This is a genomic window from Luteimonas sp. WGS1318 (genome assembly GCF_043187535.1).
Taxonomy (GTDB): domain Bacteria; phylum Pseudomonadota; class Gammaproteobacteria; order Xanthomonadales; family Xanthomonadaceae; genus Luteimonas.
The window spans coordinates 3,428,174-3,442,395 of the sequence record NZ_CP171131.1 but is presented as its reverse complement, the minus strand read 5'-3'; the positions used below and the strand labels follow the sequence as shown (position 1 = coordinate 3,442,395).

Below are 14,222 nucleotides of genomic sequence, written 5' to 3'. Positions count from 1 at the left end.
CTACGGGGCCTTTCGCGGCGGGTGCCCCACGCTTCTCAGCTGTCCAGCAATGCCTTGATCGAGGCGAAGCCGTGGGTCGCGCGCTCACGCTTGCGCGCGGCATCGGCGACCGGATCGGCGCCGTCGCGCTGCAGTTCGGCGGCCGGCAGTTCGTCGAAGAACCGGCTCGGCGTGAGCCGCAGCTTCTGGCCCCAGCGCTGGGTCTCGCGCGGATGCGACAGCCACAGCTGCTCCTTGGCGCGGGTAATGCCGACGTAGAGCAGCCGGCGTTCCTCGTCGATCCGGCCCTCGTCGATGCTCGATTCGTGCGGCAAGGTGTTGTCGTCCATGCCGATGATGAAGACGTAGCGGAATTCCAGGCCCTTGGCGGCGTGCATGCTCATCAGCCGCACCTGGTTACCGGGATCGCTCTTGTCCGAATGGCTCAGCAGCGCGAGCTGCGATGCCAGCTCGCCCGGCCCGGCGCCGCGCGCGCCTTCGAACCAGTCGGCCAGTTCGTCCAGGTTGCCGCGGCGGATGTTGAACAGCGTATCGGTCTTGCACTGCGCCTTGAGCATCGCCACCAGGCCCGAGCGCTCGTTGAGCGCGCGCACCAGATCGCCCGGCGCCATGTGGCCCGCGTCCCCGCGCAGCCCGCGCACGATGTCGGCGAACTCGCTCAGCGCATTCGCCGCGCGCGGCGGCAGCTGCTTCAGCAGGCCCATCGATTCGATCGCACGCGACATCGGCATGTCGGCGCCGTGGGCCAATTGGGCCAGGCGTGCCAGCGAGGTCTGGCCGACGCCGCGCGCCGGCGACTGCACCGCGCGCAGGAATGCCGAATCGTCTTCGGGATTGGCCAGCACGCGCAGCCAGGCCATCGCGTCCTTGACCTCGCCGCGGTCGAGGAAGGCCGTGCCGCCGCTGAGGTGATACGGCACGCGCAGCAGCTGCAGCGCCTTCTCCAGCGGCCGCGACAGGTGATTGCTGCGGAACAGGATGCAGAACTCGCTCCATTCCACCTGGCGCGAGGTCTGCAGGAAGTGGATCTCGCCGGCGACCCGCTCGGCCTCGTGCTCGGAATCGCGGCATTCCCAGATGCGGATGCGCTCGCCGTCGGCCTGCGCGCTCCACAGTGTCTTCGGGTGCTCGTGCGGGTTGTGCGCGATCAGCGCGTTGGCCGCGCGCAGCACACGGTTGCTGCAACGGTAGTTCTGTTCCAGTTTGACGATGCGCAGTTGCGGATAGTCCGTGGCCAGCTGCAGCAGGTTCTCCGGGTTGGCGCCGCGCCAGGCGTAGATGCTCTGGTCGTCGTCGCCGACGCAGGTGAAGTTGCCCTTCGGCCCGGCGATCGCCTTGAGCAGGCGGTACTGCGCGTCGTTGGTGTCCTGGCACTCGTCCACCAGCAGATAGCCGATGCGCTCGCGCCAGGCCAGCACGGCGTCGGGATCGGATTCGAGCAGCTGCACCGGCAGGCGGATCAGATCGTCGAAATCGACGGCGTTGAAGGCGGTCAGCCGGGCCTGGTACTGCGCGTACAGCGCCGCCGCCTCGAACTCGCGCGCGCTGCGCGAGGCCGCGTGCGCCTCGTCGGGTGACAGGCCGGCGTTCTTGGCCTTCGACACCAGGCCCTGCATCAGCTGCACCACGTCGGGCTTGACCCCCGGCAGCAGATCCTTGAACTGGGCCGCGCTGTCGTCGGCATCGAAGATCGAGAAACCGCGGCGCAGGCCGAGCTTCGCGTGCTCGATCTGCAGCATCTTCAGGCCGAGCGCGTGGAAGGTGCAGAGCGTCAGACCGTCAGCGCCGTCACCACGGATGCGCTTGGCGATGCGCTCGCGCATCTCCTTGGCGGACTTGTTGGTGAACGTGATCGCCGCGATGCGCTTGGCCGGATAGCGGCCGGACTGGATCAGGTGCGCGATCTTCTCGACGATCACGCGCGTCTTGCCGCTGCCGGCGCCCGCGAGCACCAGCAGCGGGCCATCGACGTGGGCGAGGGCTTCGGCTTGTTGGGGATTCAGACCGTGCATCAGGGGGACATCGGACAACGCCGCACAGTGTAACGGGGCATCTGCCGTCGATTCGGGCAGACGCGGCGCCGACGGGTGGCTAGCATGGCGGCTGTCTCATGGAACGGAGCGCGGACATGCATGGAATCCCGGGTATGGCGGCCCTGCTGCTCGCCCTGTTGGCGGGCGCCGGGAGCGGCGAGCTTCGGGCGCAGTCGCCGCAGACGACCGCCAGCGAAGACCACATCCTGCAATCGGCGGGCTTTCTGGCCGCGCATCCCGACCTCGACAACCGCCGCAAGGGGTGGGACGCCTACCGGGCGGGCGCGTTCGAAACGGCGATGACCTACTTCCGTCGCGCCGCTCGCTACGCCGACAAGCCGTCGCAGGGCATGGTGGCGGAGATGCTGTGGAACGGCGAAGGCGTGGCCCGCGACCCGGCGCTCGCCTATGCGTGGATGGATCTCGCTGCCGAGCGGGGCTACGAGGGCCTGGTGGTGCTGCGCGAGCGCTACTGGCGTGATCTCGACGAGACGCTGCGTGCGCAGGCCGTGGACCGGGGCGGCGCGGTCTATGCCGAATTCGGGGATGCGGTCGCACAACCACGCATGGCGGCGGTGCTCCGACGCGCGCGTCGCAACACCACCGGCAGCCGGACCGGTGCGACGGGCACCTTGAAGATCGAGATCCCCGGGCCGGGCGGCATCATGCAGACCATCGACGGGTCGACGTACTACGCCACGAAATTCTGGGATCCCGAGGAATACCAGGCCTGGCACGACGCCGTATGGACACGCCCGCGCGCCGGCCGGGTCGATGTCGGCGACGTCGAGACGCTGCGGCCCGCGACGTCCTCCGGCAGCGATCGCGACGACTGAGCGCTTCGGCGTCGGCTCGGGCCGCAGCGCTAGAATTCCACGATGGCCAAGCTCTATTTCTACTATTCGGCGATGAATGCCGGGAAGACCACGACCCTGCTGCAGAGCGCGCACAACTACCGCGAGCGCGGCATGCAGGCGGCGATCCTGACGCCGCGCCTGGATCACCGTGCAGGCGTCGGCCGGGTCGCCTCGCGGATCGGACTGTCGTCGGAGGCGGTCGCGTTCGATCGCGGCGACGATCTGCTCGCGCGCGTGCGCGGCCTGGTCGATGCGGCGGGCGGGCTCGACTGCGTGCTGGTCGACGAAGCCCAGTTCCTGTCCCGCGCCCAGGTCTGGCAGTTGTCGGAGGTCGTCGACGCGCTGCGGATCCCCGTGCTGTGCTACGGCCTGCGCACGGATTTCCGCGGTGAGCTGTTCGAGGGCAGCCAGCATCTGCTGGCGTGGGCGGACGAACTGACCGAGATCAAGACGATCTGCCACACCGGCAAGAAGGCGACGATGACCGTACGCGTCGACGATCAGGGCTACGCCGTGCAGGACGGGCCGCAGGTGGAGATCGGCGGCAACGAGCGCTACGTGTCGGTGAGCCGCGCCGAGTTCAAGCGGATCGTGCGCGGCGAGGGCCGGATCGAACCCGCCCAGCCGCAGCTGCCACTGGGCTGAGCCCTCAGCGTCGGGCCAGCGTCGGCACGCAGGCCTGCCCGGCCGCCATCACTTCGCGCACCAGCGCCCCGCCCTCGGGCCGGGCCTCGCGCAGCTGGCGGTCGAGCGCGGCGAACTCGGCGCGCGCGTCCGTGCGCCCGCCGTTCGTGCAGCGCAGGGCCGCGGCATGGGCCCGCGCCAGCCAGGCGAGCTTGCGTGTCTCGGTATCGGGGGCAGCGGCCCGCGCCATCGCGTCCAGCCGGGCCAGCGCGTCCGCATCGCCCTGATGGGCCTCGACACGTGCCAGGGCCAGCGCCGCGCGCTGTGTCGCGGGGTGGTCCTCGCCGTAGCTGGCCCGCGTGATCGCCATCGCCTCGCCCAGATGCCTGCGCGCGGCGTCCATCTGGCCCGAGGCCGCCTCGATCTCGCCCAGCAGGCGCAGCGCATCGCCGACGGTGCCGTGTCGCGGGCCGAACCGGGTCCGGCGCAGGGCCAGTGCTTCGCGGATGCGCGGCAGCGCCTCGTCGTCGCGGCCGAAGGCATGCAGCACCAACGCATGGTTGAACAGGCCGTCGGCGAGCAGGCCGGCCGGGCTCGACGCGCGCCAGATCTCGACGCTGCGCGCGAGTTCCGCCAGCGCCGTCGGCGCGTCGCCCCGTTCCCAGGCCACGATGCCGAGGCTGTTGTGGATGCGGGCGACGTCGGCGTGCATGGGGCCGAGGCGAGTGACGGTGCGCTGCAGCGCGTCGCGGAATTCGGTCTCCGCCTCGGCGAAGCGGCCCTGGTCGACATGCAGCGCCGCGAGCTGGCGGCGCGCGTCGAGCGTCGACGGATGTCCCGCGCCGTAGACATCCAGCGCCAGCGTCAGCCCCGCGGTGCAGCTGTCCTCGGCCTCGCGCGTGCGGCCCTGCGCACGCAGCAGCGCGCAGCGTGCGCGCAGCAGGTCGATGGCGAGCGGGTGCCGTGCGCCGAGGCGTTCGTCGAGACGCGCGAGGGCGGCATCGACCGCCGTCAGCGCGCGTGGCGTGTCACCGGCGGCGCTGTGCAGCGAGGCCAGGTCGGCCAGGCTTTCGACCGTGCCGGCATCGTCGCCGCGACCACTGCGGCGCAGCGCCAGCGCGTCATCGAACAGGCGCCGCGCCGCGACGAAGTCGCCCTGGTCGCGATAACAGCGGCCGAGCTGGGTATACAGCTCCGCCGCCTGGCGCGGCAGCGCGGTTTCACGCTGGCGCGCGAGCGCGCGCTGGCCCTCGGCCTGTGCGATGCAGGCCGGCTGGCGGCCGAGCATGCGAAGCGCGCGGGCGTGGTCGCCGGCCGACTGCAGGCGCAGGCTCACCGGCGCTTCGGGCAGCGACGCGAGCAGCGCGTCCTGGCGTTGCAGCAGTGCGAGCGCCTGCTCGTAGTCGCCGAGTCCCAGACGCAGCCGCGCGATCACCCCGTAGAGCTCGGCGCGCGCGAGCGGCTGGCGCGCGAGTTCGGCATCACCGCGCTGCACGCCGGCGTCCAGCAACGCGCGCACGTCCATCGACTCGCTGCCCGGGCTGGCGCCGGTGTGCTCGAACAGGCCGATGACGAAGTCCTGCATCGCCTGGGCGCGGGTCGACTCGTCGATCGCCTGCCCGGCCTGCCAGCTCACCGCACCCAGTGCGCCGGCCAGCATGCCGACCACCGCCGCGGTGCCCGCCAGACCCCAGCGGTGCCGGGTGATGTACTTGCGCAGTCGGTAGCCGACCGGCTGCGGGCGGGCCTGGACCGGCTTGTCGTCCAGCCAGCGGCGCAGGTCCTGGGCCAGGGCCTCGACCGAGGGGTAGCGGTCTTCCGGACGCTTGGCCAGGGCGCGCAGCACGATGTTGTCGAGGTCGCCGGCGATCGCGCGGACCATGCGCCGGCGCTGCCCCGGTTCGAGTCCGGTGCCGTCGCGCTGCAGCGCCAGCGACGGGCGCAGCGGGTCGGCGTCGAGGATCGCCTGCTCCCAGGACGCGGCGGTCTCGCGGGTGGGCCGGTAGGGCTTGCGTCCCGACAGCAGTTCGTGGAGCACGACGCCGAGCGCGTAGATGTCGGTCATCGTGGTGACGGCGTCGCCGCGCACCTGTTCCGGCGCGGCGTAGTGCAGGGTGAACGCGCGCATGCCACTGCGCGTCTGCTCGGGCGCATGGTCCTGCGGGTCGAGCAGCTTGGCGATGCCGAAATCCAGCAGGCGCACGTTGCCGTCGGCGGTGACCAGGATGTTCGAGGGCTTCAGATCCAGGTGCACGATCAGGCTGGCATGGGCATGACTGACCGCGGCGCAGACCTGCAGGAACAGGCGGATGCGCCGCGGCACCAGCAGCTGGCGCTGCTGGCACCACTCGGTGATCGGGGCGCCGTCGACGTAGTCCAGCGCGAGATAGGGCTGCTGCGCGCTGTCGATGCCCGCGTCGAGCAGGTGCGCGATGTTCGGGTGTTCGAGGCGCGCGAGGATCTGGCGCTCGCGGGTGAAGCGCAGCCGCAGGCCGGGATCGGCGAGGCCGGGACGCAGCAGCTTCAGCGCGACGCGGCGCTCGTAGAGCCCGTCCGCGCGCCAGGCCAGCCAGACCTGGCCCATGCCGCCTTCGCCGAGCAGGCGGTCGAGCGCCCAGGGGCCGATCGCGGCGCCGGCGCGCGGGCCGGTGAGCAGGGCGACCGGCGAATCGTGGAGGAACTCGCCGGCGTCGGCCTCCAGTGCCAGCAGCCCCTCCAGTTCGTCGGCGAGCTGGGGATCGTTCGTACGCAGTTGGCCCAGATGCGCGGCCCGCGCACGCGGATCGAGGTCGAGCAGACGGTCGAGCTCGGGAGACAGCCGTTGCCAGCGGGCCGCGTCCATGGCGGGCGTCAGTCGGCCTGCAGCGAGGCCAGCAGATACATCCGCGCCTTCTGCCAGTCGCGCCGGATGCTGCGCTCCGAGCGGTCCAGCAGCGCGGCGATCTCGAGCTCCGACAGCCCCGCGAAGTAGCGCAGCTCGACTACATGGGCCAGCCGCGTGTCCACCGCTTCCAGCCGGGTCAGCGCCGCGTCCAGGGCCAGCGTGTCCTCGTCCAGGCGCAGGCCGCTGTCGACGTTCTCGGGCAGTTCGGTCACCCGGTGCAGGTCGCCGCCGCGCTTCTGCGCGAGGCGCTGGCGGGCGTAGTCGACGACCACGCTGCGCATCGCCGAGGCGGCATAAGCGAAGAAGTGCCCGCGGTCGTTGAAGCGCGCGTCCGGGCGGGCGGCCAGCTTGAGGTAGGCCTCGTGCACCAGGGCGGTGGCGTCGAGCGTCATGCCGTGGCGGCCGGCCAGTTGCCGCCGCGCCATCTGGTGCAGCTCATGGTAGAGCGTGGTGAGCACGCGATCGAGCGCATCGCGATCGCCGCCGCGTGCGGCATCCAGCCAAAGGGTGATGTCGGTGCCCGTGTGCATGGCGTCCCCCTTCCGGGGCCGACTATAGCGCGGGCCGGGGCGCCGCGACGGACCGCCTCAGCGCTGGCAGCGCGGGCACCAGACCGTGGTGCGCTGGGCGATCAGGGCCTGCCGCAGCGGCGTGCCGCAGCCCGGGCACGGCAGGCCGCCGCGGCCGTAGGCCGACAGCTCCTGCTCGAAGTAGCCCGGTGCGCCGTCGGGGCTGATGAAATCGCGCAGCGTGGTGCCGCCGCGGCCGATCGCATAGGCCAGGATCCGGCGGATCTCCGCGGCCAGGCGCACGTAGCGCTCGCGCGAGATCCGGCCCGCCTCGCGCAGTGGCGAGATGCCCGCGGCGTGCAGCGCCTCGGCCGCATAGATGTTGCCGACGCCGACGACGATGCGCTGGTCCATCAGGAACGCCTTGACCGGCGCGCGACGGCCGCGGCTGGCGGCGAACAGGTACGCGCCGTCGAAGTCCGCGTCCAGCGGCTCGGGGCCCAAGGCGCCCAGCAGCGGATGCACGGTGCCCACGGGCTGCCACAGCAGGCAGCCGAAGCGGCGCGGATCGTTGAAGCGCAGCACCTGGCCCGAGTCGAGCGCGATGTCGACGTGATCGTGCGTGCGCACCGGCACGTCCGGCGCCAGCACGCGCAGGCTGCCCGACATGCCCAGATGCAACAGCGCGCTGCCGGCCTCGGTGTCGAGCAGCAGGTACTTCGCGCGCCGGCGGATCGCGTCGATGCGCTGGCCGGGCAGGTGCGCGGCCACTTCGGGTGGAATCGGCCAGCGCAGGTCCGGGCGCCGCAGCGTGACCGCGGCGATCGTGCGCCCGACCAGGTGCGGGGCCAAGCCGGCGCGGGTGGTTTCGACTTCGGGCAGTTCGGGCATCGGGCGCGGTGCAGGCGGGGGAGCGCCTCCGGTTATCGGGGCGCGCGCAGTGGGTTCAATGCGGGGCGCTGAACAGCGCGGTCACGGCGCACGGCGCACGCGTGGCGCCGGGCCCCGGCCGCTCAGCCGGTCCACGCCGGCAGTCGTTTCGGCACGGCCGGCGCGTCGAGGGTCACGTACTTCGGCAGGCCGTCGCGCCCGTAGGGCGGGGGCGCCTCGCCGCGGATCAGCGGTTCCAGATAACGCCGCGCGGCCGCGGTGATGCCAGTGCCGTCGCGGCGGATGAAGCCGGCCGGCATGGTCTTCTCGTGGTTGGCCACCTTCTCCAGCGGCGCCGCCTCGATCGTCCAGCGGTAGGGCGCATCCGAGGTGCGCGCGATCACGGGCATCGTCGCGTTGCGGCCGTCGAGTGCGAAGCGCACCGCAGCACGGCCGACCGCCATCGCCTGCTCGACATCGGTCTTCGACGCGAGGTGCCGGGCCGAGCGCTGCAGGTAGTCGGGCAGCGTCCAGTGGACCTTGTAGCCGAGCGCGTCCTTGACCCGGCCGGCCAGGTGCGAGGCGACGCCGCCGAGCTGGGTGTGGCCGAATGAATCCGTGCCGCCGCCGGCATCGGCGACGAAGCGTCCGTCGGCGTCGCGGATGCCTTCGCTGGCGACGACCACGCACCAGCCCACACGCTCGACCACCCGCTTCACCTGCGCCAGGAATGCGGCCTCGTCATACGCGCGTTCGGGGAACAGGATGATCTGCGGCGCGTCGTCGGGGCCCTGCCCGGCCAGTCCCGCCGCCGCGGCCAGCCAGCCGGCATGCCGGCCCATGGCCTCGTAGACGAACACCTTGGTCGAGGTATCGGCCATCGCGGCAACGTCGAGTGCCGCCTCGCGCACCGAGACCGCGGTGTATTTCGCCGCCGAGCCGAAGCCCGGGCAGCAGTCGGTCACCGCGAGATCGTTGTCGATCGTCTTCGGCACGCCGATGCAGGTCAGCGGGTAGTCGAACTCGGCCGCCAGCTGCGAGACCTTGAGCGCGGTGTCGGCCGAATCGTTGCCGCCGTTGTAGAGGAACCAGCGCACGTCGTGCGCGCGCAGCACCTCGATCAGGCGTTCGTACTTCGCGCGGTCGGCCTCGATCGACTTGAGCTTGTAGCGGCAGGAGCCGAACGCGCCGCCGGGTGTGTGCGCGAGTGCGCGCACCGTCGCCAGCGGGATCTTCGACGCGTCGACCAGGTCCTCGCGCAGCGCGCCGAGCACGCCGTTGCGCGCGGCGAGCACCTTGACCCGGCGGCTGCGCGCCTCCTGCAGAACGGCGGATGCGGTGGCGTTGATCACGGCGGTCACGCCGCCGGACTGGGCATAAAGCAGGGCGGGCATCGGGGTCTCCGTCGATGGGGCGAGGCGGGATACGGTAAGCTGGCGCGGCCGTTCGCCGCCCTGCCGGCAGTCTACGCCGGCACGGTCGGGCGGTTTCCCACACAAGCAGGAGCGTTCGATGCGTCTGGTTCTTCTCGGTGCGCCCGGTTCGGGCAAGGGCACGCAGGCGGCACGCCTCAAGGAACACCTGCAGGTGCCGCACATCTCCACCGGCGATCTGCTGCGCGCCGAAGTGGCCGCCGGCACCCCGCTGGGACTGGAAGCCAAGGCGATCATGGCGCGCGGCGACCTGGTCTCGGACGACATCCTGCTGGGCATGCTGGAAGACCGCTTCTCGCGCGAGGACACCCGCGCCGGCTTCATCCTCGACGGCTATCCGCGCAACCTCAGCCAGGCGGCCGCGCTCGACGCGCTGCTGAAGAAGCTGGGCGTGCAGTTCGACGCCGCCGTGCAGCTGGAAGTCGACAACGAGCAGATCATCGCGCGCCTGGCCGGCCGCGCCCAGGCCGAGGGCCGTGCCGACGACAGCCCGGAATCCGTGCGTCACCGCCTCAACGTCTACGACCAGCAGACCGCGCCGGTGATCGCGTTCTACCGCGACCACGACCAGCTGACCGTCGTCGACGGTGTCGGTTCGCTGGACGAGGTGTTCGCGCGGATCGTCGCGGCGATCGGCCGGGACCAGGCGGCGGCCTGAGCGTCACCGCCGGACCGCACACGCCGTCCGACGGGGAATGCGTGATCGACAGCCGCGCGGCGGTGCCTCCACGGACGTCCGCGTGCTGGCTTCACGGCCTCGATGACGGGCCGCCCGGCGCGTAAACATCCTGCCTGTCCGGACCATCGCGCGGATGCGCGACCGTCACGTGGTCCACCGAACCGCCTGGAACTCCGCATCGTGAAACTCCACATTCTCGGGATCGCCGGCACGTTCATGGGCGGTGTCGCGGCGCTGGCGCGCGAACTCGGCCACGAGGTCGAGGGCAGCGACCAGGCCGTGTATCCGCCGATGTCGACCCAGCTCGAGCAGCTCGGCATCACCCTGCACAGCGGCTACGACCCGGCCCGCATCGGCGACGACGTCGACCAGGTGGTGATCGGCAACGCGCTGTCACGCGGCAACGCCGCGGTGGAAGCCGTGCTCGACGCCGGCCGCGCCTACACGTCGGGCGCCGAATGGCTGCGCGACCACGTGCTGCCCGGCCGCGAGGTGCTGGCGGTCGCCGGCACGCACGGCAAGACCACGACGACGACGATCCTCGCGTTCCTGCTCGAGGCCGCCGGCCGCGCGCCGGGCTTCCTGATCGGCGGCGTCGCCGAGGATTTCGGCGTTTCGGCGCGACTGGGGGGCGCTGGCCGACTCCCGGATCCGGAAGCCCGAAGCCCGTTCGTCGTCGAAGCCGACGAATACGACACCGCGTTCTTCGACAAGCGCAGCAAGTTCGTCCATTACCGGCCGACGGTCGCGGTGCTCAACAACCTCGAGTTCGACCACGCCGACATCTTTCCCGACATCGCCGCGATCGAGCGCCAGTTCCACCATCTGGTGCGCACCGTGCCCGGGCGCGGCCGGTTGATCGTCAACGGCCACGACGCGCATCTCGAAGCGGTGCTGGCGATGGGCTGCTGGACCCCGGTCGAGCGCTTCGGTTTCGACCCCGGCTTCGACTGGAGCGCCGAGCGCATCGCCGCCGACGGCAGCGCGTTCCGCGTGCGCCATCGCGGCGTCGACGTCGGCGTCGTCGAGTGGCCGCTGGTCGGCGACCACAACGTGCTCAATGCGCTGGCCGCGATCGCCGCCTGTGCGGCGGTCGGTGTCGACGCGGCCGACGTGCTGCCCGCGCTCGCCCGCTTCCGCAGCGTCAAGCGCCGGCTCGAGGTGATCGGGCATGGCCGCGGCGTCACCGTCTACGACGATTTCGCCCACCACCCGACCGCGATCGCGACCACGCTGGCCGGCCTGCGCGCGAAGGTCGGCACGGCGCGGATCGTCGTGGCGATGGAGCCGCGCAGCAATTCGATGCGGCTCGGCGCGCATGCCGAGGCGCTGGCGCCGTCGCTGGACCTCGCCGACGCGGTGGTGTTCCTGCAACGGCCGGAACTGGCCTGGGACGCGGGCCGTGTGGTCGACGCCGTGCGCGGCGACGCCCATGCGGTGGCCGACGTCGACGCGCTGCTCGACACACTCGGGGCACTGTCGGCCGAGGGCGACCATGTGGTCTTCATGTCCAACGGTGGCTTCGACGGCGCACCGCGCCGGTTCCTGGCGCGTCTGGGCATCTGATCGCAGGCTGCCTGCGTACACTGATCACGTGTCCGACGACATCGACCATCTGCCGCTCTTTCCGCTGCGCACCGTGCTGGTGCCCGGGGCCGCGCTCGGCCTGCGGGTGTTCGAGCCGCGCTATCTCGACCTCGTGCGCGAGTGCGGGCGCCGGGGCACGGGCTTCGGCATCTGCCTGATCCTGGACGGTAACGAGGTCGGCGCGGCAGCAACGCCCGCCGGGTTCGGCACCGAGGCCGTGATCGAGGACTTCGACATCGGCGGCGACGGCCTGCTGACGCTGCGGGTGCGCGGCGCGCGGCGCTTCCAGGTACGACGCACGCGGGTCCGCGACAACGGCCTGATCATGGCCGACGTGGCCTGGCGCGCCGCCGATCCGGTGGTCGACCTGCAGCCCGAACATGCGCTGCTGGGCATCGTGCTGCGCAAGATCCTCGAGCAGATCGACGGCGCCGACCAGGTGTTTCCCGAGCCGCATTTCGACGATGCGGCCTGGGTCGGCTGGCGGCTGGCGGAGCTGCTGCCGCTCGAGCAGCCGCAGCGCCAGCACCTGCTGCAGCTCGACGATCCGGACGAACGCCTGGAAACCCTACTGCGGCTGGTCGACGACGAGTGACGGCGGCGCGGTCGTGCGCAGCCGCAGCGTCGGCACGCCCGACTGCGGATGCACGGCCTCGGCCGGCCCGAAACTGTCCAGCACCTCGCGCAGGCCCTGATGCACGACCTGGGCATCGGGCTGCGGCTGCCACAAGCCGAACACGCCGAAGTGCCGCGTGTAGCGCATCGACTGGCTGGTGCCCACCCACAGCGGCTCGCCCGATTCCAGTTGCACGGGCGCCTGCCACAGGCGCAGCACGTCCAGTTGCCCATCGCCTGCATCGCGGCGCATCAGCAGGGTCTCGGCCACGGTGTCCAGTGTCGCGGGCAGCACGAAGTGACCGGCATCATCGACATCGTCATCCAGCAGGTTGAGCACGTGCATCCAGTTCGCCTGCGACTGGACGCGCCAGCCCTGGCTCTCCAGCCGCGCCTGCAGCGGTGCCAGCGGGCCGGCGATCTGCAGGTCGAGTGGCCAGCGATGCGCGGGATCGCGCTCGCGCAGCTGACCGGGCAGACGGGTCCACTCACCGTCCCACCAGGCGGCCGCGTCGATCGTCACCGCCGGCGGCCGCGGCGCGAACTTCTCCAGCAGCGGGTCCACCGCACGCGGTGCGTGCCACAGCGCGGCGGCCGCGAACGTGATGTAGAAGATCAGCGCCACCGGGCGCATCCAGAACGAGCGCTCGACGTGGCGCCGGTAGGCGAGCCCCAGCACCAGCAGCCAGACGATGCCCAGCAGCATCCCGCCGACGATGTCGCTGAGCCAGTGGGCGCCCAGATACAGGCGCGCGAAGCCCAGCACGGCGACGATCACGCCGGAGACCAGATAGGGCCACACCCGTGAGCGCCCCGGCAGCTCGCGCGCAATCAGCACGGCGAAGAAGCCGAACACGATCGTGCACAGGGTGATCTCGACCGCCGGGAACCCGAACCCGCCGTGCACCGTGGGCGGCTTGGGCATGTCGATGACCGCGCCGAGCAATGCGGTCAGCGCCATGCCGAACGCGATCGCCGCCAGCCAGTGCGCGGCGCCGAGCCAGCGCCGCCGCCACAGCAGCCACACCAGGGTCAGTGCCACCGCCGGCGCGAGCACCTGCACGTCGCCGATCGACGCCAGCGCCGCCATCATCCGGTCGGCGAGCGGATTGCGCAGTTCGTACATGAACTGGAACACGGTCTGGTCGATCAGCAGCGGCTCGCCGCGCATGATCACCGTCGCCAGCAGCGCGAAGCAGGCCCAGCCGATCGCCAGCAGGCAGACCGCGAGGATCGCCAGCGACGCCGATTCGGGGCGGCGTGGATCAACCAGCGCGACCGCGTACCGGCCCAGCCGCGGATGCGCGCTGCTCCACGCCAGCAGGCGCGCCAGCAGGCTGTTGGCGTGCGCGTCGAACCAGCGGTAGGTGTAGATGACGATCGCCCAGGCCAGCGCCAGTACCACCGCCAGCGCGCCGAGCACGATCGCCAGCCGGTCGGCGACGGCAGCCACCGCGTCGTAGGACGCGCCCAGCAGCCAGCCCGGCGCCAGGAACAGCGCGCCCCATGAGACGCAGGCCGCCGCGCTGACCGGCAGGTACTGGCGCAGCGGCATGTGGGCCATGCCGGCGATCGCCGGCACGAACGGACGGATCGCGCCGACATACCGCGCCACCAGAATGCTCTTGACCGCATTGCGCCGGAACAGCAGCTCGCCGCGCTCGAGCAGCGACGGGTAGCGGCGGAACGGCCACACGCCGCGCAGGCCGTGGCCCCAGCGGCGGCCGACCCAGTAGCTGAGGCCATCGCCGGCCATTGCGCCCAGCGACGCGCAGGCGACGGCGTACGGGCCTGAAATCTCGCCCAGGCCGATCAGCACGCCGATCGCGAACAGCAGCGGCAATGCGGGGATCAGCACGCCCAGCACGATCACCGCATCGCAGAACGCGATCAGGAAGATCACGAGGCCCGCAGCGACGGGGTGATTGCCGACCCATGTGACCAGGCTGTTGAAGAAGTCGCTGAGCATCACGCCATTATGGCAGCGCGTCCCGCCGCGCCTGCACCCGCATCGGCACCGCGTGGGGCTCGCGTTAACCGCGCATCGGGTCCGTACAATGCGGCCGATGTCCCGATCCGATCCGCGCGCCGACGGCGCCACAGAACTCGAAGCGCTGAAGGCCGACAGCTT

The 14,222-nt window shown here is 71.5% G+C and carries 11 protein-coding genes; 5 read left to right on the top strand and 6 right to left on the bottom strand.

Going from position 1 to position 14,222, the window contains the following annotated elements:
• Nucleotides 1-35: 35 nt before the first annotated feature.
• Nucleotides 36-2,012 (bottom strand): UvrD-helicase domain-containing protein, encoded by a 1,977-nt coding sequence (locus ACF3M1_RS15635; protein ID WP_394005300.1) that lies wholly within the window; start codon nucleotides 2,010-2,012, stop codon nucleotides 36-38.
• Between the two features lie 116 nt (nucleotides 2,013-2,128).
• On the opposite strand from ACF3M1_RS15635, the gene ACF3M1_RS15630 reads away from it, so the two are divergent.
• Together ACF3M1_RS15630 and ACF3M1_RS15625 are read left to right on the top strand one after the other, a co-directional pair.
• Nucleotides 2,129-2,869: a hypothetical protein gene (locus ACF3M1_RS15630; protein WP_394002184.1), complete on the top strand. Its 741-nt coding sequence runs from the start codon at nucleotides 2,129-2,131 to the stop codon at nucleotides 2,867-2,869.
• A 42-nt stretch (nucleotides 2,870-2,911) separates the two neighbouring features.
• The gene (locus ACF3M1_RS15625; RefSeq protein WP_394002182.1) at nucleotides 2,912-3,535 is read left to right on the top strand and encodes a thymidine kinase; all 624 of its coding nucleotides are present in this window, start codon (nucleotides 2,912-2,914) and stop codon (nucleotides 3,533-3,535) included.
• A 4-nt stretch (nucleotides 3,536-3,539) separates the two neighbouring features.
• Here ACF3M1_RS15625 and ACF3M1_RS15620 read toward each other — a convergent pair whose 3' ends face one another.
• The 4 genes from ACF3M1_RS15620 to ACF3M1_RS15605 form a co-directional block, all read right to left on the bottom strand.
• Nucleotides 3,540-6,356: a tetratricopeptide repeat protein gene (locus ACF3M1_RS15620; RefSeq protein WP_394002180.1), complete on the bottom strand. Its 2,817-nt coding sequence runs from the start codon at nucleotides 6,354-6,356 to the stop codon at nucleotides 3,540-3,542.
• Between the two features lie 8 nt (nucleotides 6,357-6,364).
• Nucleotides 6,365-6,928, bottom strand: coding sequence for an ECF-type sigma factor (locus ACF3M1_RS15615; protein WP_394002178.1), 564 nt, complete (start codon nucleotides 6,926-6,928; stop codon nucleotides 6,365-6,367).
• 57 nt (nucleotides 6,929-6,985) lie between these two features.
• A complete protein-coding gene (mutM, locus tag ACF3M1_RS15610) occupies nucleotides 6,986-7,798 on the bottom strand; it encodes a bifunctional DNA-formamidopyrimidine glycosylase/DNA-(apurinic or apyrimidinic site) lyase (protein ID WP_394002177.1) in 813 nt (270 codons plus the stop codon).
• Nucleotides 7,799-7,920: 122 nt separating this feature from the next.
• Complete coding sequence (locus tag ACF3M1_RS15605) at nucleotides 7,921-9,171, bottom strand: 6-phosphofructokinase (RefSeq protein ID WP_394002175.1); 1,251 nt, start codon at nucleotides 9,169-9,171, stop codon at nucleotides 7,921-7,923.
• Between the two features lie 118 nt (nucleotides 9,172-9,289).
• On the opposite strand from ACF3M1_RS15605, the gene ACF3M1_RS15600 reads away from it, so the two are divergent.
• From ACF3M1_RS15600 to ACF3M1_RS15590, 3 genes are all read left to right on the top strand, one after another.
• A complete protein-coding gene (locus ACF3M1_RS15600) occupies nucleotides 9,290-9,868 on the top strand; it encodes an adenylate kinase (protein ID WP_394002173.1) in 579 nt (192 codons plus the stop codon).
• A gap of 237 nt (nucleotides 9,869-10,105) precedes the next feature.
• Nucleotides 10,106-11,455: a UDP-N-acetylmuramate:L-alanyl-gamma-D-glutamyl-meso-diaminopimelate ligase gene (gene mpl, locus ACF3M1_RS15595; protein WP_394005299.1), complete on the top strand. Its 1,350-nt coding sequence runs from the start codon at nucleotides 10,106-10,108 to the stop codon at nucleotides 11,453-11,455.
• Between the two features lie 28 nt (nucleotides 11,456-11,483).
• Nucleotides 11,484-12,071 carry an LON peptidase substrate-binding domain-containing protein gene (locus tag ACF3M1_RS15590; protein WP_394002171.1) on the top strand — a complete coding sequence of 196 codons (588 nt, stop codon included), beginning with the start codon at nucleotides 11,484-11,486 and terminating at the stop codon, nucleotides 12,069-12,071.
• On the opposite strand, the gene ACF3M1_RS15585 is transcribed toward ACF3M1_RS15590, so the two are convergent.
• The gene (locus ACF3M1_RS15585; RefSeq protein WP_394002169.1) at nucleotides 12,045-14,060 is read right to left on the bottom strand and encodes a bifunctional DedA family/phosphatase PAP2 family protein; all 2,016 of its coding nucleotides are present in this window, start codon (nucleotides 14,058-14,060) and stop codon (nucleotides 12,045-12,047) included. The genes ACF3M1_RS15590 and ACF3M1_RS15585 overlap by 27 nt on opposite strands.
• Nucleotides 14,061-14,222 lie beyond the last annotated feature (162 nt).

Coding starts and splice junctions, on each gene's coding strand:
- ACF3M1_RS15605 (WP_394002175.1), bottom strand. CDS start 9,171: ATGCCCGCCCTGCTTTATGCCCAGTCCGGCGGCGTGACCGCCGTGATC.
- ACF3M1_RS15585 (WP_394002169.1), bottom strand. CDS start 14,060: ATGCTCAGCGACTTCTTCAACAGCCTGGTCACATGGGTCGGCAATCAC.
- mutM (WP_394002177.1), bottom strand. CDS start 7,798: ATGCCCGAACTGCCCGAAGTCGAAACCACCCGCGCCGGCTTGGCCCCG.
- ACF3M1_RS15615 (WP_394002178.1), bottom strand. CDS start 6,928: ATGCACACGGGCACCGACATCACCCTTTGGCTGGATGCCGCACGCGGC.
- ACF3M1_RS15620 (WP_394002180.1), bottom strand. CDS start 6,356: ATGGACGCGGCCCGCTGGCAACGGCTGTCTCCCGAGCTCGACCGTCTG.
- ACF3M1_RS15600 (WP_394002173.1), top strand. CDS start 9,290: ATGCGTCTGGTTCTTCTCGGTGCGCCCGGTTCGGGCAAGGGCACGCAG.
- ACF3M1_RS15635 (WP_394005300.1), bottom strand. CDS start 2,012: ATGCACGGTCTGAATCCCCAACAAGCCGAAGCCCTCGCCCACGTCGAT.
- ACF3M1_RS15630 (WP_394002184.1), top strand. CDS start 2,129: ATGCATGGAATCCCGGGTATGGCGGCCCTGCTGCTCGCCCTGTTGGCG.
- ACF3M1_RS15625 (WP_394002182.1), top strand. CDS start 2,912: ATGGCCAAGCTCTATTTCTACTATTCGGCGATGAATGCCGGGAAGACC.
- mpl (WP_394005299.1), top strand. CDS start 10,106: ATGGGCGGTGTCGCGGCGCTGGCGCGCGAACTCGGCCACGAGGTCGAG.